Below are 22916 nucleotides of genomic sequence, written 5' to 3' on the forward strand. Positions count from 1 at the left end.
GCCCCCGGTCTAGCGGGCGCCGATCTAGCGGGCGCTGGCCGGCTGACCGTCCGGGGCCCGGCTCTCGCCCGGCTCAGGCGCCTGGCGGGCCGCCGGGGCCGGCTGGGCCCAGGCGCGGGCCACGCCGCGTTCCTGCGCCGGGGTCTGCTCGGTGGCCGTCAGGTCCGGCGAGCGGGCCGCCCAGAACCCGAAGGTGACCAGCGCCGCCAGCGCCAGCGAAATGGCCAGAACCCACACGATCCGCGTGCCGCGCCGGCCCTGGCGCACGTACTGCGCCTCCACCGGCCGATGGTCGTGGACCGCCTGCGCCGCCCGCGAATGGGGATCGAGGTCAGCCATGAGTACGCGCTCCTGAAACTGATCTTTTCCGGCGCGCTGGCGCCGAGCTTTCTCTCAACGCTTCAAGGGATTGGCCGTTCCGCCAGCGCTGAGCCGCTCTGAGGCCTCACAAAAAACAAAGGTGGCCGGAACTTCGACGGGGGGGTCCACGTTCTTTGGCTGCGGAGGCGGCGACGCCCCCCCCGACTTGAGACCGGCGCCCTGCCGGTCTGCCGTCTCCGCGCCTTATTCTCGATGATGCGACTTCGGCGGGCTGGTTCTCCAGCCCGCCGTTTGTTTTTCTCATTCGCCTGAAACGCGAAAGGGCGGCGGATTGCCCCGCCGCCCCTCGCCGTTTGAGCGAATGGACGCGATCAGTCCATCAGCTTGCGGGTCAGGTAGGTGTACTCCAGCGCCACCCGCCGGGCGGTCTCCAGCAGGTTGGCGCCGGCCGCGTGACCGCCGTCGGTGTTCTCGTAGTAGAGCACCGGGTAGCCCAGCGCCTCGAGCTTGGCGACGGCCTTGCGGGCGTGGCCGGGGTGGACGCGGTCGTCCTTGGTCGAGGTCTCGATGAACGGCTCGGGGTACTTCTGGCCGGCCTTGAGCGCCTGGTAGGGCGAGTACTCCAGGATCCAGGCGCGCTGCTCCGGAATGTCCGGGTTGCCGTACTCCGCCATCCACGACGCGCCGGCCAGCAGCTTGTGGAAGCGCATCATGTCGAACAGCGGCACCTGGATGACCGCGGCGTTGAACAGCTCCGGATGCTTGGTCATGGCCACGCCCATGAACAGGCCGCCCTGCGAGCCGCCCATGATGCCCAGGCGGCGCGGCGAGGTGATCTTGCGGGCGATCAGATCTTCGGCCACCGCGATGAAGTCCTCGTGGGCCTTGTGGCGGTTCTGCTGCAGGGCCGCCTCGTGCCAGGCCGGACCGAACTCGCCGCCGCCGCGGGTGTTGGCCACGACGTAGGTGCCGCCGCGCTCCAGCCACAGCTTGCCCAGGGTGCCCGAGTAGGACGGCAGCAGCGAGCTCTGGTAGCCGCCGTAGCCGTACAGGACGGTCGGGTTGGAGCCGTCCAGCTTGGCGTCCTTCGGGTGCACGACGAAGTAGGGGATCTTGGTGCCGTCGGCCGAGGTCGCCTCGAACTGCTCGACCACGTGGCCGGTGCCGTCGAAGCGGTCGGGCACGGCCTTCAGCTTGTCCAGCTTGCCGGTGGCGGCGTCGGCCAGCCACAGGGTCTGCGGGCTCAGATAGTTGGAGACGGTGAAGAACACCTGGTCGCTGGTCTCGGCGGCCGAGCCGATGGAGACGGTCGAGTTGGCCGGCAGGTCCAGCTTGGTGCGGGTCCAGCCCTTCGCCCCGTGGCCGTAGGCGTAGGCCCCGCCCTTCACGTTCTCATAGAGGGCGACGATCAGCTTGTTGCGGGTCTGGGACACGCCCTCGATCGCCTCGCGGGCGCCCGGACGCAGGATCAGCTCCGCCTTCGCCTTGGCCGGATCGGCCTTCAGCGCGGCAAGGTCGTAGGCCAGCAGATCGCCGACCTTGAAGCCGTTCCAGTCCTGCTCGGTGGTGAACACCAGCTGGCCGTCGACCAGGGCGCGCACCGACGACTTGTCAGGCAGCGGCAGCTTCACCAGGCCCTTGTCGGTCAGCAGGAAGCTCTCGGCCTCCCAGAAGGTCTTGCCGCGCACCACGATGGTCGCCTGCAGCGCGCCGTCGGCGTCGCGCAGGGTGTAGCTGTTGACCGAGACGTCGTCGGCCGTGCCGCGGAAGATCTCCTGGGCCTGGTCGAGGCTCTGGCCCCGCTTCAGCCGCTTCAGCACGAACGGATAGCCCGACTTGGTCATGGTGCCCGGACCGAAGTCGCGGGCGACCAGCAGGGTGTCGCGGTCGATCCAGGTCACCCCGCCCTTGGACTCCGGCAGGACGAAGCCGCCGTCGACGAAGCGCTTCTCGACCGAGTCGAACTCGCGGATGGTCACCGCGTCCTTGCCGCCGTTCGACAGCGACACCAGGCAGTAGCGCTCTTGCGGCGACAGGCAGGTCGAGCCCTTGTAGACCCAGTTGGCGTTCTCGGCCTTGGCCAGGGCGTCGAAGTCCAGCACCGTCTCCCACTGCGGCGCGGGCGTGCGGTAGCTGGCCAGCGTGGTGCGCCGCCACAGGCCGCGCACGTTGGTCTTGTCCTGCCAGAAGTTGTCGACCGTGCCGTCGCGGTTGAAGCCCGGCGTCGGGATCCGGTCGGTGGCGTTGACGACGGCCAGGGCCTTGTCGTGCAGCTCGGCGTAGCGCGGGTCGGCCTGCAGCACGCCCAGCGAGCGGTCGTTGTGCTCCTTCACCCAGGCGAGCGACTTCGTCCCCTCGATGTCCTCGAGCCAGAGGTAGGGATCGTCGGCCTGGGCGGTGGTCTGGCCGGCGGTCTGGGCGGTTTGGGCCTGGACGGTCATGGGCGTGCTCACGGCGAGCGCGAGGGCGCAGAGAATGCGGCGCATAAAGTCGTTTCCCCCGACTGTGGTTCAGTCTGTTGGGGACGCAGCATAGGGGGCGACCCGCGTTCCGCAAATCCGCCCGGTCGCACGCTCGTCGTCACTCCTCGTTCGTGATGTTCAGCAGGGTGCCGCAGGCCTTGCAGAAGACCGCGTCCGGATCGTGCCGCGACAGCCCGCAGGTCGGGCAGCGGAAGCGCACCTTGGTCGGCCGGAAAAGGGCCTGGGCCAGGCGGATGAACAGGGTCACGCCGACCAGCATGGTGATGATCGACAGGATCCGCCCCCACACGCCGGGCAGGGTGACGTCGCCGTAGCCCGTGGTGGTCAGGGAGGTGACGGTGAAATAGAGCGCGTCGATATAGCCGGAGATGCCTTCGTGCTTGAGCGCGAAGCCGGTGTAGACGAAACCGGTCATCACGAACACGAAGGTGACCAGGGCGGCGATGGCGCGCGTGGCGTCCTCCACCCGGGTGTCGTCGTAGCGCCGGCCGACTGTGCGCCAGAAGAAATCGCTGTTGATCAGGGTCCACAGCCGCAGGACCCGCAGGAACCCGAAGTTGAACAGGGTCTCGGGAAACAGCAGGGTGGCCAGCACGAACAGGTCGACCCACACGATCGGCCGGCGGATCCAGCTTCTGAAATCGCTCCAGGCGATCGCGCGGGCGACGATGTCCACGCCCAGCACCGCGGCCAGCACGTAGTCCAGGGTCAGATAGACCGGCTGACTGCGCAGCACCGGCGCGGCGATGAAGAAGGCGATCAACGCCAGGTCGACGACCAGCACCGCGTACCGGAACCGGACCGAGGTCGGCGACGAGCCGTGGTAGAGCGCCCGCAGGGTCAGCTGCAGGCGCCGGAAAAAGGTTCGCTCGCGTGGATCCCGCGTCGTCGAGGTCATGTCGAATTAACGCGCGCGCAAGCGCGGCGGCTCATCAAAGGGTCTGTCCTGTCCTATATGTGCGCCAGATGAGCCGTCCATTCCTGAAGATGAACGGGCTCGGCAACGCCTTCGTGGTGGTCGAAGCCCGTGACGCCGCCTTCCAACCGACGCCCGACCAGGTGCGGGCCTGGGCCGACCGCGCGCGCGGCGGCCCCGGCTTCGACCAGCTGATCGCCATCGAGAAGTCCGACCGCGCCGACGCCTTCATGCGGGTCTGGAACGCCGACGGCTCGCTGGTCGAGACCTGCGGCAACGCCCTGCGCTGCGTGGGCTGGCTGCTGATGGAGGCGTCGGGCCGGGACGAGGCCTCGATCGACACCCTGGGCGGCCTGACCCGCGCCACCCGCGCCGGCGACAAGCGCGTCGCCGTCGACATGGGCGAGCCGCGGTTGCACTGGGAACAGGTGCCGCTGGCCGAGGAGATGGACACCCGCAACATCGAGCTGCAGGTCGGGCCGATCGACAATCCGCACCTGCATACGCCCGGCGCCGTCAGCATGGGCAACCCGCACGTGGTGTTCTTCGTCGCCGACGCCGAGACCGCGCCGGTGCGCGAGGCCGGCTCGCTGATCGAGCACCACCCGCTGTTCCCCGAAGGCGTCAATGTCGGCTTCGCCCAGGCCAAGGGCCGCGACCGCATCCGCCTGAAGGTGTGGGAGCGGGGCGCGGGCCTCACCCAGGCCTGCGGCACCGGCGCCTGCGCGGCGCTGGTCGCCTCGCACCGGCGCGGCCTGGTCGACCGCAAGGCGGTGATGGAGCTGGACGGCGGCGAGCTCGAGGTCGAATGGCGCGAGGCCGACAACCGGGTGATCATGACCGGTCCGGTGGCGCTCGAAGGGACGGGAACGCTGGCCTGAACAGGCGCTTTCCTTAACGGCCCGGCTTGATCTAGGGTCCTCGACGAATGTTGGGGGCGCACCGAATGACGTCCCTGCTCGAAGGGGGAATTCGATGCGTTCTCTGATGATCGCCGCCAGCCTGCTGGCGCTGGCCGGTGCGGCGTCCGCGGCGCCGGCGGAAGGTCCGTCGCGCAAGTTCGAGGGCCGCGACCTGTTCTCGCTGGAGTGGGCGTCCGACCCGCAGATCAGCCCGAACGGCCGCCTGGTGGCCTACGTGCGCAACGCCAACGACGTGATGACCGACCGCGCCCGCCGGTCGATCTGGCTGGTCGACGCCGACACCGGCGCGCAGACCCCGCTGGTGGCCGGGGCCGGCTCGCACGCCTCGCCGCGCTGGTCGCCGGACGGCAAGCGCCTGGCCTACGTCTCGTCGGCCGAGGGCGGCGCGCCGCAGCTGTTCGTGCGCTGGATGGCCGACGGCTCGACCGCGCGCCTGACCGGCCTGCCGGACAGCCCGGGCCAGATCACCTGGTCGCCGGACGGCAAGACCATCGCCTACACCCTGTTCGAACCGTCCGAAGGCGCGAAGCTGGGCTCGGCCCCGGCCAAGCCGGAAGGCGCCAAGTGGGCCGACCCGCTGCAGGTGATCGACCAGGTCAGCTACCGCGCCGACGGGGCCGGCTATCTGAAGCCGGGCTACACGCACGTCTACCTGATCTCGGCCGACGGCGGCGCGGCGCGCCAGCTGACCTTCGGCGCCTATGACGACGGCGCCCAGGTGTCCTGGACCCCGGACGGCAAGTACCTGCTGCTCAGCGGCAACCGCGCGGCGGGCTGGGAACGCGAGCCGGTCAACACCGAGGTCTACCAGGTGGCGGTGGCCGACGGTTCGGTGACCGCCCTGACCAGCCGCGCCGGCCCGGACAACCAGCCGGCCGTCTCGCCGGACGGCCGCCAGGTCGCCTACCTCGGCTTCGACGACCAGTACCTGGGCTACCAGAACACCCGCCTCTACGTGATGGACCGCGACGGCAAGAACCCGCGCGTCCTGACCGGCTCGCTGGACCGCTCGGTCGGCGACCCGCAGTGGGCGGCCGACGGCAAGAGCATCTACGTCCAGTACGCCGACCACGGCGCGACCAAGGTGGCGCGCGTGTCGCTGGACGGCCGCATCCAGACGGTGGCCGAAGGCCTGGCCGGCGGCGGCCTGGACCGCCCCTACAGCGGTGGCGAGTTCAGCGTCGCCAACGACGGCGCCATCGCCTTCACCAGCGGCTCCGCCTACCGCCCGTCCGACATCTCGGTGATGAAGGCCGGCAAGGCCCGCCGTCTGACCCAGCTCAACGAGAACCTGTTCGCCGGCAAGACGCTGGGCGAAGTGCGGCCGCTGAAGGTCGCCTCGTCCTTCGACGGCAAGCCGGTCGACTCGTGGCTGGTGCTGCCGCCGAACTTCGACCCGGCCAAGAAGTACCCGCTGATCCTGGAGATCCACGGCGGGCCGTTCTCCAGCTACGGGCCGTCCTTCGCCACCGACATGCAGCTCTACGCGGCGGCCGGCTACGTGGTGCTCTACACCAACCCGCGCGGCTCGACCTCGTACGGCGAGGAGTTCGCCAACCTGATCCACCACGCCTATCCGGGTCACGACTACGACGACCTGATGAGCGCGGTCGACGCGGCCATCGCGACGGGCTCTGTGAACCCGGACGAGCTGTTCGTCACCGGCGGCTCGGGCGGCGGCGTGCTGACCGCCTGGATCGTCGGCAAGACCGACCGCTTTACGGCCGCGGCCACCCAGAAGCCGGTGATCAACTGGTCCAGCATGACCCTGACCGCCGACAGCTACACCTATTTCGCCAAGTACTGGTTCGGGAAGCTGCCCTGGGAGGACCCGCAGGGCTACTGGGCCCGCTCGCCGCTGTCCCTGGTCGGCAACGTGAAGACGCCGACCCTGGTCGTGGTCGGGGGCGAGGACTACCGCACCCCGGTCAGCGAGTCCGAGCAGTACTACCAGGCCCTGCAGCTGCGCGGCGTGCCCACCGCCCTGGTCAAGGTGCCCGGCGTCGGCCATGGCGCCATCGCGTCCCGCCCGTCGCAGTCGGCCGCCAAGGCCAGCGCCATCCTGGCCTGGTTCGACCGCTATCGCGCGAAGGCGGAGGGCAAGTCCGCCGCCCAGTGACGGGCTGAGACTCTGTGGACAGGTCGCGATTTGGCCTTCGGGCTGCTATATGACGCGGAGAGGGCGGCCCGGACGGCCGCCCCTTTTCGTTCGCGTGAGCATGACCGCCGTCCCTGAACCCGCCGCCGAAACCGAAGCCGACGACGTCGCCGTCGTCACCTTCGGCTGTCGCCTGAACGCCTACGAGAGCGAGGTGATGCGGGCGCGCGCGGCCGAGGACGGCCTGACCAACGCGGTGGTGTTCAACACCTGCGCCGTCACCGGCGAAGCGGTGCGCCAGGCCCGCCAGGCCATCCGCAAGGCGCGCCGCGAGCGCCCGGACGCCCGGCTGATCGTCACCGGCTGCGCCGCCCAGATCGACCCGGCCGCCTTCGCCGCCATGCCCGAGGTCGATCTCGTCCTGGGCAACGGCGACAAGACCAAGGCCGGGGCCTACGCGCTCGCCGCCGACGGCCCGCGCGTGGTGGTCAACGACGTGATGAGCGTGCGCGAGACCGCCGGTCATCTGATCGACGGGCTGAAGGACCGGGCGCGCGCCTATGTCGAGATCCAGAACGGCTGCGACCACCGCTGCACCTTCTGCGTGATCCCCTACGGCCGCGGCAATTCGCGCTCGGGCGCGGCCGGCGAGGTGGTCGAGCAGATCCGCCGTCTGGCGGCTTCCGGCGTCAACGAGGTGGTGCTGACCGGGGTCGACCTGACCTCCTGGGGCGCCGACCTGCCGGGCACGCCGACGCTCGGCCAGCTGGTCGCCCGCATCCTGAAGCTGGTGCCCGAGCTGCCGCGTCTGCGCCTGTCGTCGATCGACGCGGCCGAGATTGACGCCGACCTGATGCGCTGCCTGGCCGAGGAAGAGCGGCTGGCGCCGTATCTCCACCTGTCGCTGCAGCACGGCGACGACCTGATCCTCAAGCGCATGAAGCGCCGCCACCTGCGCGCCGACGCCATCCGCCTGTGCGAGCAGGTTCGCGCCGTGCGCCCCGACGTCGCTTTCGGGGCCGACCTGATCGCCGGCTTCCCGACCGAGAGCGACGCGGCCTTCGACAACACCCTGGCCCTGGTCGACGACTGCGACCTGGCGTTCCTGCACGTCTTCCCGTTCAGCCCGCGCCCGGGCACGCCGGCGGCGCGCATGCCCCAGCTGGACCGTCCGCTGATCAAGGCCCGGGCCGAGCGCCTGCGCGCCAAGGGGGCCGAGGCCCTGGTCCGCCACCTGGACCGCCAGGTCGGCCGCACCCTGTCCGCCCTGGTCGAGCGCGAGGGCCTGGCCCGCGCCGCCGACTTCACCGAGGTGGCCTTCGAAGGCCACGCCGAGGCCGGATCGATCGTCCCCCTGCGGGTGAGCGGGCACGACGGCAAGCGGGCCCTCGCAAGCCTCTGATGACGCTGCTCTCGCAAACCGCTACACGAGCCGCATGACCGACGCCGCCGCGCCGAAAAAGGGCTGGTTCCAGCGCCTGACCGAGGGGCTCTCGCGCTCCTCCAAGCAGATGACCGAGCAGGTCGTCTCCACCTTCGTGAAGAAGCCGCTGGACCAGGAGGCCCTGGACCAGCTGGAGGAGCACCTGATCGAGTCCGACCTCGGGCCGGACGCCGCCGCGCGTATCACCGAGCGGTTCAAGGCGCTGCGCTTCGGCAAGGTGTCGGACGAGCAAGAGGTGAAGGAGGCGCTGGCCGAGGCGGTCGCCGCCGAACTGCTGCCGCGCCAGGCGAGCTTCGACCCGCTGTCGGGGCCCAAGCCCTACGTCGTGCTGTTCGTCGGCGTGAACGGTTCGGGCAAGACCACGACGCTGGGCAAGATCGCCGCCGACCTGACCCGCAAGGGCGCCAAGGTCATGGTGGTGGCCGGCGACACCTTCCGCGCCGCCGCGGTCGAGCAGCTGAAAATCTGGGCCGAGCGGGCCGGGGCCGGCTTCGAGGCGCGCGGGACCGGGGCCGACGCGGCCGGGCTGGCCTTCGACGCGCTGGAGAAGGCCAAGGCCGAGGGCTACGACGTGGTGCTGATCGACACCGCCGGGCGGCTGCAGAACAAGCAGGCCCTGATGGACGAGCTGCTCAAGGTCGTGCGTGTGCTGAAGAAGGTCGATGCGGACGCTCCGCACGAGACCCTGCTGGTGCTGGACGCCACCGTGGGCCGCAACGCGCTCGCCCAGGAACAGATTTTCGGCCGGACGGCCTACGTCTCCGGCATCGTGATGACAAAATTGGACGGCACTGCCCGGGGCGGCGTGCTGGTCCCCGTGGCCCAGGCGTCCGACGCCCCGATCAAGCTGATCGGGGTCGGTGAAGGGATCGACGACCTGCAGCCGTTCGACGCGCGCGCCTTCTCGCGCTCGCTGGTCGGTCTCGACGCGGGCTGAGGAGTAGAAGCGTGGACGCCAAGAAAGCCCAGTGGGTCAGAGCCGCCGTCGATTACGGCGCGCCGATCGCCTTCGCCCTGACCTTCTATCCGACCAAGGACTTCATGCTGGCCACCGAGGTCCTGGTGGTCGCGTCGGTCCTGGCCCTGGCGGTCGGCTTCCTGGTCGAGAAGCGGGTCGCGCTGCTGCCGTTGTTCGCCGGCGTCATCGCCATCGTGTTCGGGGCCGCGGCGTTGATCTTCCACAACGAGAGCTTCGTGAAGATCAAGCTGACCGTGATCAACGCCGCGCTGGCGGCGGTGATGCTGGGCGGCCTGGTCCTGAGGAAGAACCCGATGAAGGTGCTGTTCGGCGAGAGCCTGCGCCTGGCCGAGGACGCCTGGCGGGTGCTGATGCTGCGCTACGGCCTCTACTTCCTCACCGTCGCGGTGGTGAACGAGGCGGTCTGGCGCACCCAGACGGACTCCACCTGGGTGACCTTCCGCATGATCCTGCTGCCGCTGGCGATCGTGTTCTCCCTGACGCAGGTGCCCTTCATGATGAAGCACATGCAGAAGGACGGCGACGAGAACGCCACCCCGGAACCGCCGGACCCGGGGTTCTGAGCTCGGCCTTGCCGAACACTTTCAAAGGGCGTCATCCCGGAAAGCGCGCAGCGCTTATCCGGGACCCAGCAAGCGCGACCTGAACGCTGCGAACAGCGGCTGCAACAAGCGCCGCGCTTGCTGGGTCCCGGCTCTCCGCTGCGCTACGGCCGGGATGACGGATATTTTGAGGTCTCGGCCTCCGCCGGATTCCCATACGGCGCAAACCGCGCCTCGAGCCGGCTCTCCTCGAACGCCTTCAGCGACCAGCCGACGGAGTGGAAGGCCAGCGCCTTCCACGGAATGTGCGCCCACCAGAACAGCACGGCGTCCAGGCTTTCCGGCCCCGCCGCGACCTCCGGCGTGACCAGCCGGGCGCGGTGGAAGATCTGCACCTGGCTGCGGTGCGGCACGTCGTAGAGCGCCAGCACTCCGTCCAGCTCGATCTCGCAGCAGGCCTCCTCGCGCGCCTCGCGCTTCACGGCGTGAGCGACCGTCTCGTTCTCCTCCATGTAGCCGGCCGGCAGGGTCCAGTAGCCGCGGCGCGGAAAGATCGCGCGCCGGCACAGCAGCACGCGGATCTCCTCCAGCGGCACGGCGTCGGGCCCGAACGGCGCGCCGGTCTCGCTCCAGACCGCGACCGCGCCGACCACGATCTTCGGGTTCACATAGTCGATGAAACCGCAGTGGTCGCAGACCCGCCGCTCGCGGTCCTCGTCGGGCGGAATCCTTATGGAGAAGGCGGGCTGCAGCGGCTCGGTCATCGTCGCCTCACGGCTTCCGTGCACGGACGGATGTCGCCGAACCGTCGCAGAACCATGTTAACTTGAAAATCTCCGAGACAGGGCCCTCTGCAAACACTGGGGACGACCATGGCCAAGGCGAAGAAGAAGTCCGCCAAGGGGAGCGAGGGGCCGCTCGACGGTTCGCCGAGCCACCTGCTGCACCGCGTGCTGCAGATCGCCCTGGACGTCTACGGCGAGGAGGCCGGTCCCGACGGCGTGACCCAGCGCCAGTTCGCGGTGCTGACAGCGGTGTCGGCCGACGAGGGCCTGACCCAGACCGACCTGGTCAAGGCCACCGGCATCGACCGCTCGACCCTGGCCGACCTGGTCGCCCGCATGATCGGCAAGGGTTTGCTGGCCCGCGAGCGCTCCAACGCCGACGCCCGCGCCAACGTCGTGCGCCTGACCGACGCCGGCCGTGAGGCGCTGGAAGCGGCCCGCCCCAAGGTCGAGACCGCTGACGCCCGGATCCTGGCCCTGCTGCCGCGCGGCAAGCGCGACGCCTTCCTGAACGTGCTCTCGCTCATGGCCAGGGCCGGCGAGGCGGCGGCCGAGATCGTGCCGGCCAACGACCCCGAGGTCGAGCCTGGCAAGAAGCCGAAGAAAGCCAAGAAGGCGGCGAAGAAGTCGGCCAAGGACCAGGTCAAGGACTCCGGCGAGACCGAAAAGCGCCGCAAGCCGAAGGCCGAGAAACCGGTCAAGGCGCCCAAGCCGGACAAGAAAAAGAAGAAGGCGGCCTAAGAACTCGGCCGCCTGCGGAACGCGGCGCCTATTTCGCTCCGGACCCGTACGGCTGTCTGCCGCGTTGAGCTTCCCGCACAGGGAGAGCCCGGCCATGGACGACGCGGACGCCGCGGGCGCGCAGGCGCTGAAGGCTCAAGGGCGCGCCCTGATCCAGGAGTGCGCCTTCGTCGCCGGCCGGCGCGTGGCTGCGGCCGACGACGCCCGCGTCGAGGTCGACGACCCGGCCGAGGAGACCGTGCTGGGCGTCGTGCCCGACCTGCCGGCCGAGGAGGTCGAGAGCGCGATCCGCTCGGCGGCCGAAGCCTTCCCCGCGTGGTCGCGCACGCCCCAGGCCCAGCGCGCCGCCTGCCTGCGCCGCTGGGCCGCCCTGGTCGACGACAACGAGGCGGGCCTGGCCGCCCTTCTGTCCCTGGAGAACGGCAAGCCGTTCGAGGAGGCGCGCGGCGAGATCCGCTACGCCAACGGCTTCATCAAGTGGTTCGCGGGCGTCGCCGAGGAACTGCGCGGCGAGGTGGCGGAAAGCCCGCTGCCCGGCCACACCATCCTGACCCTCCGCGAGGCGGTCGGGCCCGTCGCCGTCATCACCCCCTGGAACTTCCCGGCGGCCATGATCACCCGCAAGCTGGCCGCCGCCTTCGCGGCCGGCTGCACGGCGGTGGTGAAGCCCGCTTCGCAGACCCCGTTCACGGCGATCGCGCTGTGCGAACTGGCGCTGGAGGCCGGCGTGCCGGAGGGCGCCTTCAGCGTGGTCACCGGCGAGTCCGGGCGGATCGGCCGGCTGCTGACCGCCTCGCCCCTGATCCGCAAGCTCTCCTTCACCGGATCGACCCCGGTGGGGCGCAGGCTGATGGAGCAGTGCGCCCCGACCCTGAAGCGGCTGTCGATGGAGCTGGGCGGCGCCGCGCCTCTGGTGGTGTTTGAGGACGCCGACCTCGACGTCGCGGTGGCCGAGACCCTCAAGGGCAAGTTCCGCAACGCCGGCCAGACCTGCGTCTGCCCCAACCGCGTCTACGTCCATCGCGAGCTGTTCGCCGCCTTTGTCGAGCAGCTGGCCGACGCGGTCGCCAACCTGGCCGTAGGCTCGCCGTTCGAGCCCGGCGTGAAGGTCGGCCCGCTGATCGACATGAAGGGCGTGGCCAAGGTCGAGGACCACGTGCGCCTGGCCCGCGCGTCGGGCGCCGAGGCGGTGGTCGGCGGCGACCGCCACGCCCGCGGCGGCCGCTTCTTCCAGCCGACCGTGCTCGCCGGCGGCGACGACGAGCTGTTCCGCCGCGAGGAGACCTTCGGGCCGGTCGTGCCGGTGTTTCCCTTCGACGACGAGGCCGAGGCCCTGGCGCGGGCCAACCACAGCGACTTCGGCCTGGCCGCCTTCGTCTTCACCCGCGACCTCGACCGGGCGTTCCGCTTCGCGCGGGGGCTGGAGGACGGCATCGTCGGCGTCAACGCCGGCCTGATCTCCAACCCGGTCGTCCCGTTCGGCGGGGTGAAGCAGTCGGGCTTCGGCCGCGAGGGCTCGATCTACGGCATCGACGAATACCTCAGCGTGAAGTCGGTGACGCTGGCGTTGAGGTGACGTTAGAAATGCGGGAGATCGCCGCTTTCACCCCCGGCGCTAGCTTTGATTAAGGGCAGGATTACTGCGCCTAGCCACTCGCCCCCCTTGCGTTGGAGTGTCTCCTCGAGAATCACTCCGCCTTCGCCCAGGACGAGCCGATAATGTGCTGAAAGAAATGCGAGAGGAAAATTGGGTACTTCTACGGGAAACGATTGGAATATCTCGGACTTCGGGATCTGAAATCCATCTCGCATTTGCTCTCCGGTAACGGTCAATTCTCCCAGTTGCCTCGTTGGCCGGCCATCTCCGATCTGACCGGTCTCTTCATAGCGCTTCAGCATTGCCGACTGGTGGGCTTGGATGCTGGCTACCAGGCGCTCAGCTGCGGCAAGCTGTAGGGCGGACAAATGAGCACGCAGCTGGGCGCAGCTCGCGGCATCATCGGGGCCGACAGGTAACGATGCTTGGGCGCGGGTGCCGAGTAAGGCGAGGACTTCTGCTGGCTGATTCGGCTGCTCCCCTCCGTTCCTCCGGGCCGTTAGAGAGACAAACAAAACATCGTAATCGTTTGCGGTGTGGCCCGCATGGGCGATGTAATTGTCCCGCAGTCTAAGAAGTGAATCGTGAATAGTGCGGTCAAAGCCTGCAATCCCTCGCGGCGAAAAATGCCTGTTAATTCCACGATCCGCATCGGTAGCGGCCTCGAATGCGCGAGCGTAGCTCACGACAATCCCGGAAAATAAAGCTGATCGCGCGTAATCATTGGGCGCTGCAAAAAGGTGGTCCAATGCTTCGAGACATTGTCTCGCACTGACGAACGCTCCGAGAGCAGCAATGCCTTCGACCCTGGCCGTAGCAGCATCCTTACGCGTTGGGGCACCTTCAGGGGTCTCGTTCACTTTGTGGTCTCGCTGTGAGCGTTGGCTTGTCGGCGCAACTTCACCATAGGGCGTGCGGCGGCAGTGTGCCTACAGCGGCAGCTCCGCCCGCTTCACCACCGTGCGCATGGCCACCGACGAGCTGATCCGGGTCACGCCTTCGATGCGGGTCAGGGCGTGCGAGTGCACCCGCTCCAGGTCCTCGACGTCGCGCACCACCAGGCGCAGCAGGTAGTCCGAGCCGCCGGTCATCAGGTAGCACTCGGCCACCTCGGGCACGGCGCGGATCGCCTTCTCGAACGCCGCCAGCGCCGGGGCGGCCAGCGAGGCCAGGGTGACGGTGACGAACACCGACAAAGGCAGGCCCACGGCGCGCTCGTCGATCACCGCGGCGTAGCGGCTGATCACGCCCCTTTCCTCAAGCCCCCGCACCCGCCTCAGGCACGCCGACTCGGAAAGGTTGGCCGCCTTGGCCAGTTGCACGTTGGTGGCTCGCCCGTCGCGCTGGAGCAGTCGCAGCAGCTTGCGGTCGGTCGCGTCCAGAGTCGCAGAATCCGTCACCAAACGCACCTTTGCAGCAAGGATCCTCCGTTTTTGCGGCCCTGCGCCGCAAAGAACAACAAAAATCCGTCTCGCGCCCGGCGCTACAAAGCGCGGCCGAATAGGGAGAAGACAAAATGCGCGTGGGCGTCCCCAAGGAGATCAAGCCGAACGAGCACCGGGTGGGCCTGACCCCCGCCGCGGCGCGTGAGTACGTCCACCACGGCCACGAGGTGCTGATCGAAACCAACGCCGGGATCGGCGCGGGCTTCACCGACGAGGCCTTCGTGGCCGCCGGCGCCAAGATCGTCCCGAACGCCGACGCGGTGTTCGAGCAGGCCGAAATGATCGTGAAGGTGAAGGAGCCGCAGCCGGTCGAGTGGGCCAAGCTGAAGCCGCACCATATCCTCTACACCTACCTGCACCTGGCGCCGGATCCGGAGCAGACCAAGGGCCTGATCGCCTCGGGCTGCGCCGCCATCGCCTACGAGACCGTCACCGACGACAAGGGCGGCCTGCCGCTGCTGGCCCCGATGTCGGAAGTCGCCGGCCGCCTGGCCGCCGTCTCGGCCGCCGACACCCTGCTGAAGCACAACGGCGGCATGGGCCTGCTGCTGTCGGGCGTCCCGGGCGTCGAGTCGGCCCGCGTGGTCGTGCTGGGCGGCGGCGTGGTCGGCGCCAACGCCGCGCGCATGTGCATGGGCCTGAACGCCGACGTCGTGGTGCTGGAGCGCTCGCTGTCCCGCATGCGCGAGCTGGACGACCAGTTCAACGGCCGGGTCCAGACCCGCTTCTCCACCGTCGACGCGGTCGAGGAAGAGATCCTGAAGGCCGACGTGGTGATCGGCGCGGTCCTGACCGCCGGCGCCGCCGCGCCGAAGCTGGTCAAGAAGTCCCACCTGTCGCGCATGAAGCCGGGCGCGGTGCTGGTCGACGTGTCGATCGACCAGGGCGGCTGCTTCGAGACCTCGCGTCCGACCACCCACGCCGAGCCGACCTACGTCATCGACGGGATCGTGCACTACTGCGTGGCCAACATGCCGGGCGCGGTGCCGAAGACCTCGTCGCAGGCCCTCAACAACGCCACCCTGCCGTTCGGCCTGGCGCTGGCCAACAAGGGCCTGAAGGCTCTGGAAGAGAACAAGCACCTGGCCCGCGGCCTGAACGTGCTGGGCGGCAAGCTCACCCACCCGGCCGTGGCCGAGGCGCTGAACCTGCCGTTCGAAGACCCGTACCACGCCTGGGGCTGAGCCTAGCCTCCAGTCTTGCTGAGTTCGGAGGCCCGGTCGCGAAAGCGGCCGGGCCTTTTTCTTTCAACTGAACGCTCGGCACTGCGAGGGCGTTACCTTCCGGCCGATTTCGGTCTAGAAGCCCGGGCATGACGGAACAGCCAAGCTCGCCATTCGGATTCCGCGACGTCGACCCCGTGGAGAAGGTCGCGCTCGTCCGCGGCGTGTTCGAGCGGGTGGCGTTCCGCTACGACCTGATGAACGACCTGATGTCGGCCGGGGTCCACCGCCTGTGGAAGGACGCCGCCGCCGCCAAGCTGAACCCGCAGCCGGGCGAGGTGATCGTCGACTGCGCCGGCGGCACCGGCGACATGGCCCGCCGCATCGCCAAGCTGGCCCACCGCGCCCAGCGCCGCCGCGGCGGCCCCGACGCCAAGGTGCTGGTGCTCGACTACAACCAGCAGATGGTCTCCGAGGGCCGGGCCCGCGGCACCGAGCCGGAGATCGCCTGGGGCGTGGGCGACGCCATGCGCCTGCCGCTGCCCGACGCCTGCGCCGACGCCTATGTGATCTCCTTCGGCATCCGCAACGTGGCCGACGTGCCCCAGGCGCTGCGCGAGGCGCGCCGGGTGCTGAAGCCCGGCGGGCGGTTCCTGTGCCTGGAGTTCTCCAAACCGGTCACCGAGCCGCTGCAGAAGGCCTACGACGCCTACTCGTTCAAGGTGATCCCGGCCGTCGGCCAGATGGTCACCAAGGACCGCGACTCCTACCAGTACCTGGTCGAGAGCATCCGCCGCTTCCCCGACCAGCGCCGGTTCGCGGCCATGATGGCCGAGGCCGGCTTCGCCAAGCCGACCTGGACCAACTTCACCGGCGGCGTCGCGGCGCTGCACCACGGCTGGGCGCTCTGACTTGGGCAACCCGGTCCGATCGAGTCTGCGTCTGATCGCGACGGGCTGGCTGCTGGTCCGCTACGACGCCCTGGTGCCGCGCGAGCTGGATCCGCTGCTGCCGGCCCACGCGCGCTTCGCCGCGCGCTTCCTGCGCCTGTTCGCCGGTCCGCAGGCCAAGCAGGGCCGCCCCGGCGAGCGCCTGGCCCACGCCTTCGAGCGGCTGGGCCCGGTGGCGATCAAGCTTGGTCAACTGTTGTCCACCCGCGCGGACATGTTCGGCGCGCGCTTCGCCGACGACCTGGCGCGGCTGAAGGACCGGCTGCCGCCGTTCCCGACCAAGGTCGCCCACGCCCAGATCGAGACCTCGCTGGAGCGGCCTGTGGAGTCCGTCTTCGCCGAGTTCGGCGAGCCGGTCGCCGCCGCCTCCATCGCCCAGGCCCACCGCGCGAGGACCCGCGACGGCCACCAGGTGGCGGTGAAGGTCCTGCGCCCCGGCATCGAGCGCCAGGTCGCCAAGGACGTCGACGCCATGCGCATGGCGGCCGGCGTCGTGGAGTTCCTGGCCCGTCCGGCGCGGCGGCTCGAGCCCCGCGCGGTGGTCGAGACCGTGGCCCACGCCCTGGGGCTGGAGATGGACCTGCGCCTGGAGGCGGCGGCCGCCTCCGAGCTCGGCGAGATCATGGCCCGCGACGGCTACATGCGCGCCCCCGCGGTGCACTGGGAGGGCGTCGGCCGCCGGGTGATGACCCTGGAGTGGGCCCAGGGCATGCCGATGAGCGACCCGGCCGCGCTGGAGCAGCCGGGCCTCGACCGCAAGACCCTGGCCGACAACATCATGCGCGGCTTCCTGGCCCAGGCGCTGGACCACGGCGCGTTCCACGCCGACCTGCACGAGGGCAACCTGTTCTGCGCCGCCCCGGCCCAGGTGATCGCGGTCGACTTCGGCATCGTCGGGCGCATCGGCCCGCCTGAGCGCCGCTACCTGGCCGGCATCCTCTGGGGCTTCCTGCAGCGCGACTACAAGCGGGTCGCCGAAGTGCACTTCGAGGCCGGCTACGTGCCCGCGCACCATTCGGTCGAGGTGTTCGCCCAGGCGCTGCGCGCGGTCGGCGAGCCGGTGTTCGGCCGCTCGGCCCGCGAGGTGTCGATGGGCCGGCTGTTGTCGCAGCTGTTCGAGATCACCGCCCAGTTCGACATGCGCCTGCGCCCCGAGCTGGTGCTGCTGCAGAAGACCATGGTCACGGTCGAGGGCGTGGCCCGCCGCGTCGATCCGGACCACGACCTGTGGGCCGCCGCCCGACCGGTGGTGGAGCGCTGGATCACGCGCGAGCTGTCGCCGATCAGTCAGGCCAAGACCCTGTTCCACGACCTGAACCTGGCCGTCCGCGCGCTGACCCGCCTGGCCCACGGCCCGGTGATGCCGCCGGTGCAGGTCGACGTGCGCCGCTGGCCCGCGCCGCCGGCCCGGGTGGCCCTGGCCTTCGCCGCCGTGGCCATGGCTGTGGCGACCTTCGTGCTCGGCTGGATCCTGCACGGCTGACGCGCCTGAGTTAGAGCGCGACAGCCGAAACCGGCGTCCGCTTTCGGCTGTCGCGCCTTCGCGTAACGACGTTATAGCGAGCTTCGCCGTGGTGTGGTGAACTGAGGTCCACACCGACGGGGAGGACGTCATGGTCACCAAGACGAGTTCCAGTTCACGGCGCGTGTTTCTGGCGGGCTCGGTCGCGGCCCTGGCCGGCGTCGGCTCCGAGGCCCTGGCCGCCGCGCCGGACGCGGGCCTGGAGGCGGACGCGCAGGCCGCGCTGAAGCAGCTGCTGGCCTCCAACGAGGCGGCCCGGATCGTCTCCAGCAAGGCCAAGGGCGTGCTGGTTTTCCCGAAGGTCACCAAGGGCGGCCTGGTGTTCGGCGGTCAGTACGGCAAGGGCGTGCTGAAGGTCGGCAAGAAGGTCGACGGCTACTACGAGACCGTGGCCGGCTCGTGGGGCCTGCAGGCGGGGGTGAAGACCTTCTCCTACGCCCTGTTCTTCACCACCAATTCGGCGCTCGAGCGGATGAAGTCGTCCTCGGGCTGGGAGCTGGGGGCCGATCCCAGCGTGGTGGTCGTCGACGAGGGCGCCGCCAAGCGGATCACCACCACAACCGTGCGCGACGGCGTCTACGCTTTCGTGTTCGGCCAGAAGGGCCTGATGGGCGGCGTCAGCCTGGAAGGGACCAAGATCAACCGGCTGAAGTGATGAGGCTCGCCAGGTCCCAGCCGTCGGCCGTCAGCCGGTAGATCACCCCGATCCCGCCGGCCGCCAGGAGCAGGCTGAGCGGCACGGTCAGCATCTGCGCCAGCGCCCCGCCGGCCGACACATGGCCGGTGAGGGTGCTCAGGCCGCGCGCCCAGAAGTCGGTGAGCGTGGTGCGCGGCAGGTCGCGGTGCGCGGCCTCGATGCGCAGCATGACGTAGGGCGCGCCGACATAGGCGGCGAGGTAGGCGGCGCAGACGCCGAGCACGAACAGCGCCTCAGCCGAGTCCAGGAACACCAGGGCGAAGGCGGCGAGGATGGCGGCGTAGGTCACCGCCACCATCCAGCCGACCTCGGCCGGCAGGTCGTGGCAGGCGCCTTCGCCGGCCCATCGTCGGGCCTGCGCCTGAGGCGCGGACCCGGCGAACGGGATCTTCAGGCCGGACAATCCGGCGACGGGCGGGTCGAGGGTCGAAGAGCCTTCCATCGGGCGTCTCCTTGGGGCGACCGCGGCGCCCCGACGACGCCGCGGTCCGGGATCGGATCAGGCGGCGAGCGGATCCTCCTCGGCCGGGCCGAAGAACTCGTAGTGCAGCCGGTCGACGGGCACCCCGGCCTGGGCCAGGCCGCCCACAAGCGCGCGCAGGAACGGCTTCGGGCCGCAGAGGTAGACGTCGGCCTGGTCGAGCGGGGTGTTCCGCTTCAGCCAGTCGACCGAGATCAGCCCGTCCTCGTCGTGGGTCTGGCCGCGCGCGTCGCCCGGCAGGGGCTCGGCGTAGAAGGCGGTCACCGTCGTGCGGCCGTGGCGGCTGGCCAGGTCGCGCACGTGGCGGTCCATGGCGTGGACGGCGCTGTTGGCGGCGCCGTGGACGTAGTGGGCCTCAAGCCCCGGGTGCCGCGCGGCGATGGTCTCCATCATGCTGACCATCGGGGTCAGGCCGACCCCGCCCGACAGCAGCACGACCGGGCGGCTGGGCTGTTCCGGCAGGAAAAAGTCGCCGGCCGGCGGGGTGATCTCCAGCACGTCGCCGTCGCGGACGTTGTCGTGCAGGTGGTTGGAGCCGCGGCCCTCCGGCTCGCGCTTCACCGAGATCCGGTAGGTCTCGCCGTTGGGCGCGGCCGAGATGCTGTAGTTGCGCTTCAGGTTCGGCTCGCCGGGCGTGTCGAAGCGCAGGGTCAGATACTGGCCGGGCCGGTGCGGGGCGACCGCGCCGCCGTCCTTCGGGCGCAGGATGAAGGAGGTGATCACCTCGCTCTCGGGGACGCGCCGCTCGACCACGAATTCGCGCCAGCCGTGCCAGCCGCCTTCGGTCGCTTCGATCTCTTCGCGGATGCCGGCTTCGCGGCCCTTCAGGATGTCGGCTAGGAACCAGTAGGCCTCGCCCCACGCGTCCAGGATGTCCTGCGGCGGGTTCAGCACCTCGACGATCGCGCCGATCAGGGCGTTGGCCACATACGGATAGTGCTCGGGCAGGATGTGGTAGCCGACGTGTTTCTGGGCCATCCGCTCGACCGCGCCGCCCAGCGCGCCGAGGTTGTCGATGTTCCGGGCGTAGGCCAGCACCGCGCCGGCCAGGGCGCGCACCTGGGCGCCCGACTGCTGGTTGGCCTGGTTGAACAGGTCGCGGATGTGGGCGTCCTGGAACAGGCGCGCGTACATGGCCCGGGTGACCGCCTCGCCGTGGGCGGCGAGGGCGGGGGCGGTGGCCTTGACGCGCGCGATCGTGTCCGCGCTCAGGGAAGCCGGCATTCGGTAATCCTTTTACTGGGTTCGAGGTCGGGGCGGTCGTCGCCCCGGAAGGTCAGGCGGCGGCCGCGGGCCGCCCGGGCGAGGGCGGCAGGCGGAAGGTGAGGGCCAGGTTCAGGCTGCGGGCGATCCGCTCCGCCTTCGCCTGCAGCAGGGCGGCGGCGGGCGGGGACAGCATTTCGTCGGTGGTCTCGCGCCACAGCGCCAGCCAGCGGTCGAACATCTCCGGCGTGATGGCTTCCTGGTGCTTCAGGTGGGCCTGCATCGGATGGCCCTTGTAGCGGCCGGTGGTGAGGGCCACCGACGACCAGAAGTCGGCCAGCAGATCGAGGTGGCGGGGCCAGTCGTCGATCGCGGCCTCGAACACCGGGCCCAGATCCGGATCGCGGCGGACGCGCGCGTAGAACACGTCCATCAGCGCCGGCAGGCGCGCTTCGATCTCGACGCCGTCGCGAGGCTCCATGTCCCGCTCCTAAAGATGCATCTTGAGTGCATCTATGCGTCGCTAAAACATGCCCGACAAATACGGGTTTATACGTAGTGCCGCCCGCCGTCCGCCGGGCGTATGAGGCCGCGCATGCGTCTGACGCTGTACACCGACTATGCGATGCGGGTGCTGCTGTACCTGGGCGCCCACGACGACGGCCTGTCCTCGATCGCCGACATCGCCGAGGCCTACGACATCTCGCGCAACCACCTGATGAAGGTGGTGCAGGATCTGGGGCGGGCGGGCTTCGTGGAGACCGTGCGGGGGCGGGGCGGCGGCGTGCGGCTGGCCCGGCCGGCCGACCAGATCGGCCTGGGCGAGGTGCTGCGCACGACCGAGGACAGCTTTCGCCTGGTCGATTGCGGCGACTGCCTGATCACCCCGGCCTGCGGCCTGCCGCGGGTGATGAACGAGGCCACCGCCGCCTTCCTGGCGGTGTTCGACCGCTACACCCTGGCCGGCCTGCTGACGGGCCGGGCGCGCATGCGCGGCCTGTTCGGGTTCGAAGCGCCGACGCCGCGCCCGCGCCTGGAGGTGAAGCGGACGCCCGCCCGAAATTCCTGACCCGGAGCTGACCGATGCGCCTGCCCGACGACGTCGTTCCCTACAAGCGCACGCCCGACTTCACCGAGACGACCGTGCCGGTCGGCCTGCTGCGCGCCCACGCCACCAAGGCCGGCGCCTGGGGTCTGATCCACGTGCTGGAGGGGCGGCTGGCCTATCGGATCTCCGACCCGGGCCGTCCCGCCGAGGAATGCGTGCTGACGCCGGAGGGCGAGCCGGGCGTGGTCGAACCCACCGTCCTGCACGAGGTCGAGCCGCTGGGGCGGGTGCGCTTCTACGTCGAATTCCACCGCCGCGAGGACGATGCGACGGACGGCTCGCCGCACGTCGAAGTCTGAGGCACTCTCCCGTCGTGCCGGGGGGAGTGTGATGGCGTTGATCGGTGTGCGCGGTCTGTGGACCGCGGGGATTTTCGCGGCGGCGCTGGCGGCGCCGGCCTTCGCCCAGACGACCCTGGAGCTGCGCGTCCCGGCCGACACGCCGGCCGCCAGCACGGTCTATGTCGCCGGTTCGTTCAACGGCTGGGATCCGGCCGCCGCGGGCTGGGCGCTGAAGCGGCGTGACGACGGGATCTACGCCCTGACCCTGCCCGAGGACGTGCGCGGGTCGGTCGAGTTCAAGTTCACCCTGGGCGGCTGGGAGACCGGCGAGCAGACCGCCGACGGGGCGGGGGCGCCCAACCGGACGGCGACCCTGCCGGCGGGCGGCGCCTTCACCTGGACCGGCGAGGTGGCGCGCTGGGGCTCGGGCGTCGCCGCCGCGAAACCGCACACCGCCAGCGCCCAGGTCTCGGTGCTGGCCGAGGCTTTCGCCATGCCGCAGCTGGGGCGCACGCGCCGGGTGTGGATCTACCTGCCGCCGGACTACGCCACGAGCCGCAAGCGCTATCCGGTGATCTACATGCACGACGGCCAGAACGTCTTCGACGACGCCACCTCGGGCTTCGGCGAGTGGGGCGTCGACGAGACCCTGGACGGCCTGTTCGCCAAGGGCGACCCGGGCGCCATCGTGGTCGCCGTCGACCACGGCGGCGAGCACCGGCTGGACGAGTACGACCCGTGGCCGAACGCGGTCGATCCCAAGTACGGCGGCGGCGAGGGCGGGGCCTATGTCGCCTTCCTGGTCGACACCCTGAAGCCCTACGTCGACGCGCACTACCGCACCCGCCGCGACCCGGCCCACACGGCGGTGATGGGCTCCAGCATGGGCGGGCTGATCTCGCTCTACGCCGCGTTGGAGCGGCCGGACGTGTTCGGCCGGGCCGGGGTGTTTTCCTCGGCCACCTGGCTGGTGCGCGATCACGTATTGGCGCTGGCGGCCACGCCCCGCGCGAAGCGCTACGACCAGCGCATCTGGTTCGTCAGCGGCGGGGCCGAGACCAACACCAGCTCGCCCTTCAGCGTCGGCGAGGACCAGGCGGCGACGGTCGCGGCCCTGGCCAGGGCCGGTTTCGCGCCGGCGTCCCTGAACGCCAGCGTGCCGGCCGACGGCCAGCACTCAGAGTGGTTCTGGCGGCGGGAGTTCCCCGCCGCCTACCGTTGGCTGTTCGCCCGCTAG

Annotated in this window: 23 protein-coding genes; 14 read left to right on the top strand and 9 right to left on the bottom strand. The window is 70.1% G+C overall.

Annotation, left to right across the window (positions count from 1 at the left end):
* Positions 1-24: 24 nt before the first annotated feature.
* From G3573_RS03020 to G3573_RS03030, 3 genes are all read right to left on the bottom strand, one after another.
* Positions 25-339, bottom strand: a complete 315-nt coding sequence (locus tag G3573_RS03020; protein WP_163259372.1) for a hypothetical protein — start codon at positions 337-339, stop codon at positions 25-27.
* A 353-nt stretch (positions 340-692) separates the two neighbouring features.
* The gene (locus tag G3573_RS03025) at positions 693-2807 is read right to left on the bottom strand and encodes a prolyl oligopeptidase family serine peptidase (RefSeq protein ID WP_163259373.1); all 2115 of its coding nucleotides are present in this window, start codon (positions 2805-2807) and stop codon (positions 693-695) included.
* A gap of 94 nt (positions 2808-2901) precedes the next feature.
* Complete coding sequence (locus G3573_RS03030; RefSeq protein WP_163259374.1) at positions 2902-3702, bottom strand: ion channel; 801 nt, start codon at positions 3700-3702, stop codon at positions 2902-2904.
* 68 nt (positions 3703-3770) lie between these two features.
* Between G3573_RS03030 and dapF the strand changes: the two genes are divergently transcribed.
* The 5 genes from dapF (at position 3771) to G3573_RS03055 (ending at position 9727) form a co-directional block, all read left to right on the top strand.
* Entirely contained in the window at positions 3771-4601 is an 831-nt protein-coding gene (gene dapF / locus G3573_RS03035; RefSeq protein ID WP_163259375.1) for a diaminopimelate epimerase, read from the top strand.
* A 94-nt stretch (positions 4602-4695) separates the two neighbouring features.
* Entirely contained in the window at positions 4696-6762 is a 2067-nt protein-coding gene (locus G3573_RS03040; protein WP_163259376.1) for a S9 family peptidase, read from the top strand.
* A gap of 100 nt (positions 6763-6862) precedes the next feature.
* Positions 6863-8143, top strand: coding sequence for a tRNA (N(6)-L-threonylcarbamoyladenosine(37)-C(2))-methylthiotransferase MtaB (mtaB, locus tag G3573_RS03045; RefSeq protein ID WP_240454482.1), 1281 nt, complete (start codon positions 6863-6865; stop codon positions 8141-8143).
* Between the two features lie 34 nt (positions 8144-8177).
* Positions 8178-9122: a signal recognition particle-docking protein FtsY gene (ftsY, locus tag G3573_RS03050; RefSeq protein WP_163259378.1), complete on the top strand. Its 945-nt coding sequence runs from the start codon at positions 8178-8180 to the stop codon at positions 9120-9122.
* Positions 9123-9133: 11 nt separating this feature from the next.
* Positions 9134-9727, top strand: a complete 594-nt coding sequence (locus G3573_RS03055) for a septation protein IspZ (protein WP_346427335.1) — start codon at positions 9134-9136, stop codon at positions 9725-9727.
* Positions 9728-9870: 143 nt separating this feature from the next.
* On the opposite strand, the gene G3573_RS03060 is transcribed toward G3573_RS03055, so the two are convergent.
* Positions 9871-10470 (bottom strand): NUDIX hydrolase, encoded by a 600-nt coding sequence (locus tag G3573_RS03060; protein WP_163259379.1) that lies wholly within the window; start codon positions 10468-10470, stop codon positions 9871-9873.
* Between the two features lie 108 nt (positions 10471-10578).
* Between G3573_RS03060 and G3573_RS03065 the strand changes: the two genes are divergently transcribed.
* Positions 10579-11232 carry a MarR family transcriptional regulator gene (locus tag G3573_RS03065; RefSeq protein WP_163259380.1) on the top strand — a complete coding sequence of 218 codons (654 nt, stop codon included), beginning with the start codon at positions 10579-10581 and terminating at the stop codon, positions 11230-11232.
* A 94-nt stretch (positions 11233-11326) separates the two neighbouring features.
* Positions 11327-12808, top strand: a complete 1482-nt coding sequence (locus G3573_RS03070; protein ID WP_163259381.1) for an NAD-dependent succinate-semialdehyde dehydrogenase — start codon at positions 11327-11329, stop codon at positions 12806-12808.
* 2 nt (positions 12809-12810) lie between these two features.
* On the opposite strand, the gene G3573_RS03075 is transcribed toward G3573_RS03070, so the two are convergent.
* Together G3573_RS03075 and G3573_RS03080 are read right to left on the bottom strand one after the other, a co-directional pair.
* Positions 12811-13689, bottom strand: a complete 879-nt coding sequence (locus G3573_RS03075; protein ID WP_163259382.1) for a hypothetical protein — start codon at positions 13687-13689, stop codon at positions 12811-12813.
* Positions 13690-13758: 69 nt separating this feature from the next.
* On the bottom strand, positions 13759-14232 hold the full coding sequence (locus G3573_RS03080; protein WP_163259383.1) for an Lrp/AsnC family transcriptional regulator: 474 nt from the start codon (positions 14230-14232) through the stop codon (positions 13759-13761).
* Positions 14233-14345: 113 nt separating this feature from the next.
* On the opposite strand from G3573_RS03080, the gene ald reads away from it, so the two are divergent.
* From ald to G3573_RS03100, 4 genes are all read left to right on the top strand, one after another.
* Positions 14346-15458, top strand: coding sequence for an alanine dehydrogenase (gene ald / locus G3573_RS03085; protein WP_163259384.1), 1113 nt, complete (start codon positions 14346-14348; stop codon positions 15456-15458).
* A gap of 128 nt (positions 15459-15586) precedes the next feature.
* Positions 15587-16348, top strand: coding sequence for a class I SAM-dependent methyltransferase (locus G3573_RS03090; RefSeq protein ID WP_163259385.1), 762 nt, complete (start codon positions 15587-15589; stop codon positions 16346-16348).
* A 1-nt stretch (position 16349) separates the two neighbouring features.
* Positions 16350-17870, top strand: coding sequence for a 2-polyprenylphenol 6-hydroxylase (ubiB, locus tag G3573_RS03095; protein ID WP_163259386.1), 1521 nt, complete (start codon positions 16350-16352; stop codon positions 17868-17870).
* A 130-nt stretch (positions 17871-18000) separates the two neighbouring features.
* Positions 18001-18564, top strand: a complete 564-nt coding sequence (locus G3573_RS03100; RefSeq protein WP_163259387.1) for a lipid-binding SYLF domain-containing protein — start codon at positions 18001-18003, stop codon at positions 18562-18564.
* Here G3573_RS03100 and G3573_RS03105 read toward each other — a convergent pair.
* The 3 genes from G3573_RS03105 to G3573_RS03115 are packed head-to-tail and all read right to left on the bottom strand — an operon-like array spanning position 18548 to position 20771.
* Positions 18548-19048 carry a hypothetical protein gene (locus G3573_RS03105; protein WP_163259388.1) on the bottom strand — a complete coding sequence of 167 codons (501 nt, stop codon included), beginning with the start codon at positions 19046-19048 and terminating at the stop codon, positions 18548-18550. The two genes, G3573_RS03100 and G3573_RS03105, sit on opposite strands and share 17 nt — an antisense overlap.
* A 57-nt stretch (positions 19049-19105) precedes the next feature.
* Positions 19106-20311, bottom strand: a complete 1206-nt coding sequence (gene hmpA / locus G3573_RS03110) for an NO-inducible flavohemoprotein (RefSeq protein ID WP_163259389.1) — start codon at positions 20309-20311, stop codon at positions 19106-19108.
* Positions 20312-20363: 52 nt separating this feature from the next.
* The gene (locus tag G3573_RS03115; RefSeq protein ID WP_163259390.1) at positions 20364-20771 is read right to left on the bottom strand and encodes a group III truncated hemoglobin; all 408 of its coding nucleotides are present in this window, start codon (positions 20769-20771) and stop codon (positions 20364-20366) included.
* Between the two features lie 114 nt (positions 20772-20885).
* On the opposite strand from G3573_RS03115, the gene G3573_RS03120 reads away from it, so the two are divergent.
* The 3 genes from G3573_RS03120 to G3573_RS03130 are packed head-to-tail and all read left to right on the top strand — an operon-like array spanning position 20886 to position 22916.
* Positions 20886-21359, top strand: a complete 474-nt coding sequence (locus G3573_RS03120; RefSeq protein ID WP_163259391.1) for an Rrf2 family transcriptional regulator — start codon at positions 20886-20888, stop codon at positions 21357-21359.
* A 14-nt stretch (positions 21360-21373) separates the two neighbouring features.
* Positions 21374-21697 carry a DUF1971 domain-containing protein gene (locus G3573_RS03125; protein ID WP_163259392.1) on the top strand — a complete coding sequence of 108 codons (324 nt, stop codon included), beginning with the start codon at positions 21374-21376 and terminating at the stop codon, positions 21695-21697.
* Between the two features lie 31 nt (positions 21698-21728).
* Positions 21729-22916: an alpha/beta hydrolase-fold protein gene (locus G3573_RS03130; protein ID WP_163259393.1), complete on the top strand. Its 1188-nt coding sequence runs from the start codon at positions 21729-21731 to the stop codon at positions 22914-22916.

Origin of the sequence: Caulobacter sp. 17J65-9 (assembly GCF_010975005.1) — a bacterium.
GTDB lineage: Bacteria > Pseudomonadota > Alphaproteobacteria > Caulobacterales > Caulobacteraceae > 17J80-11.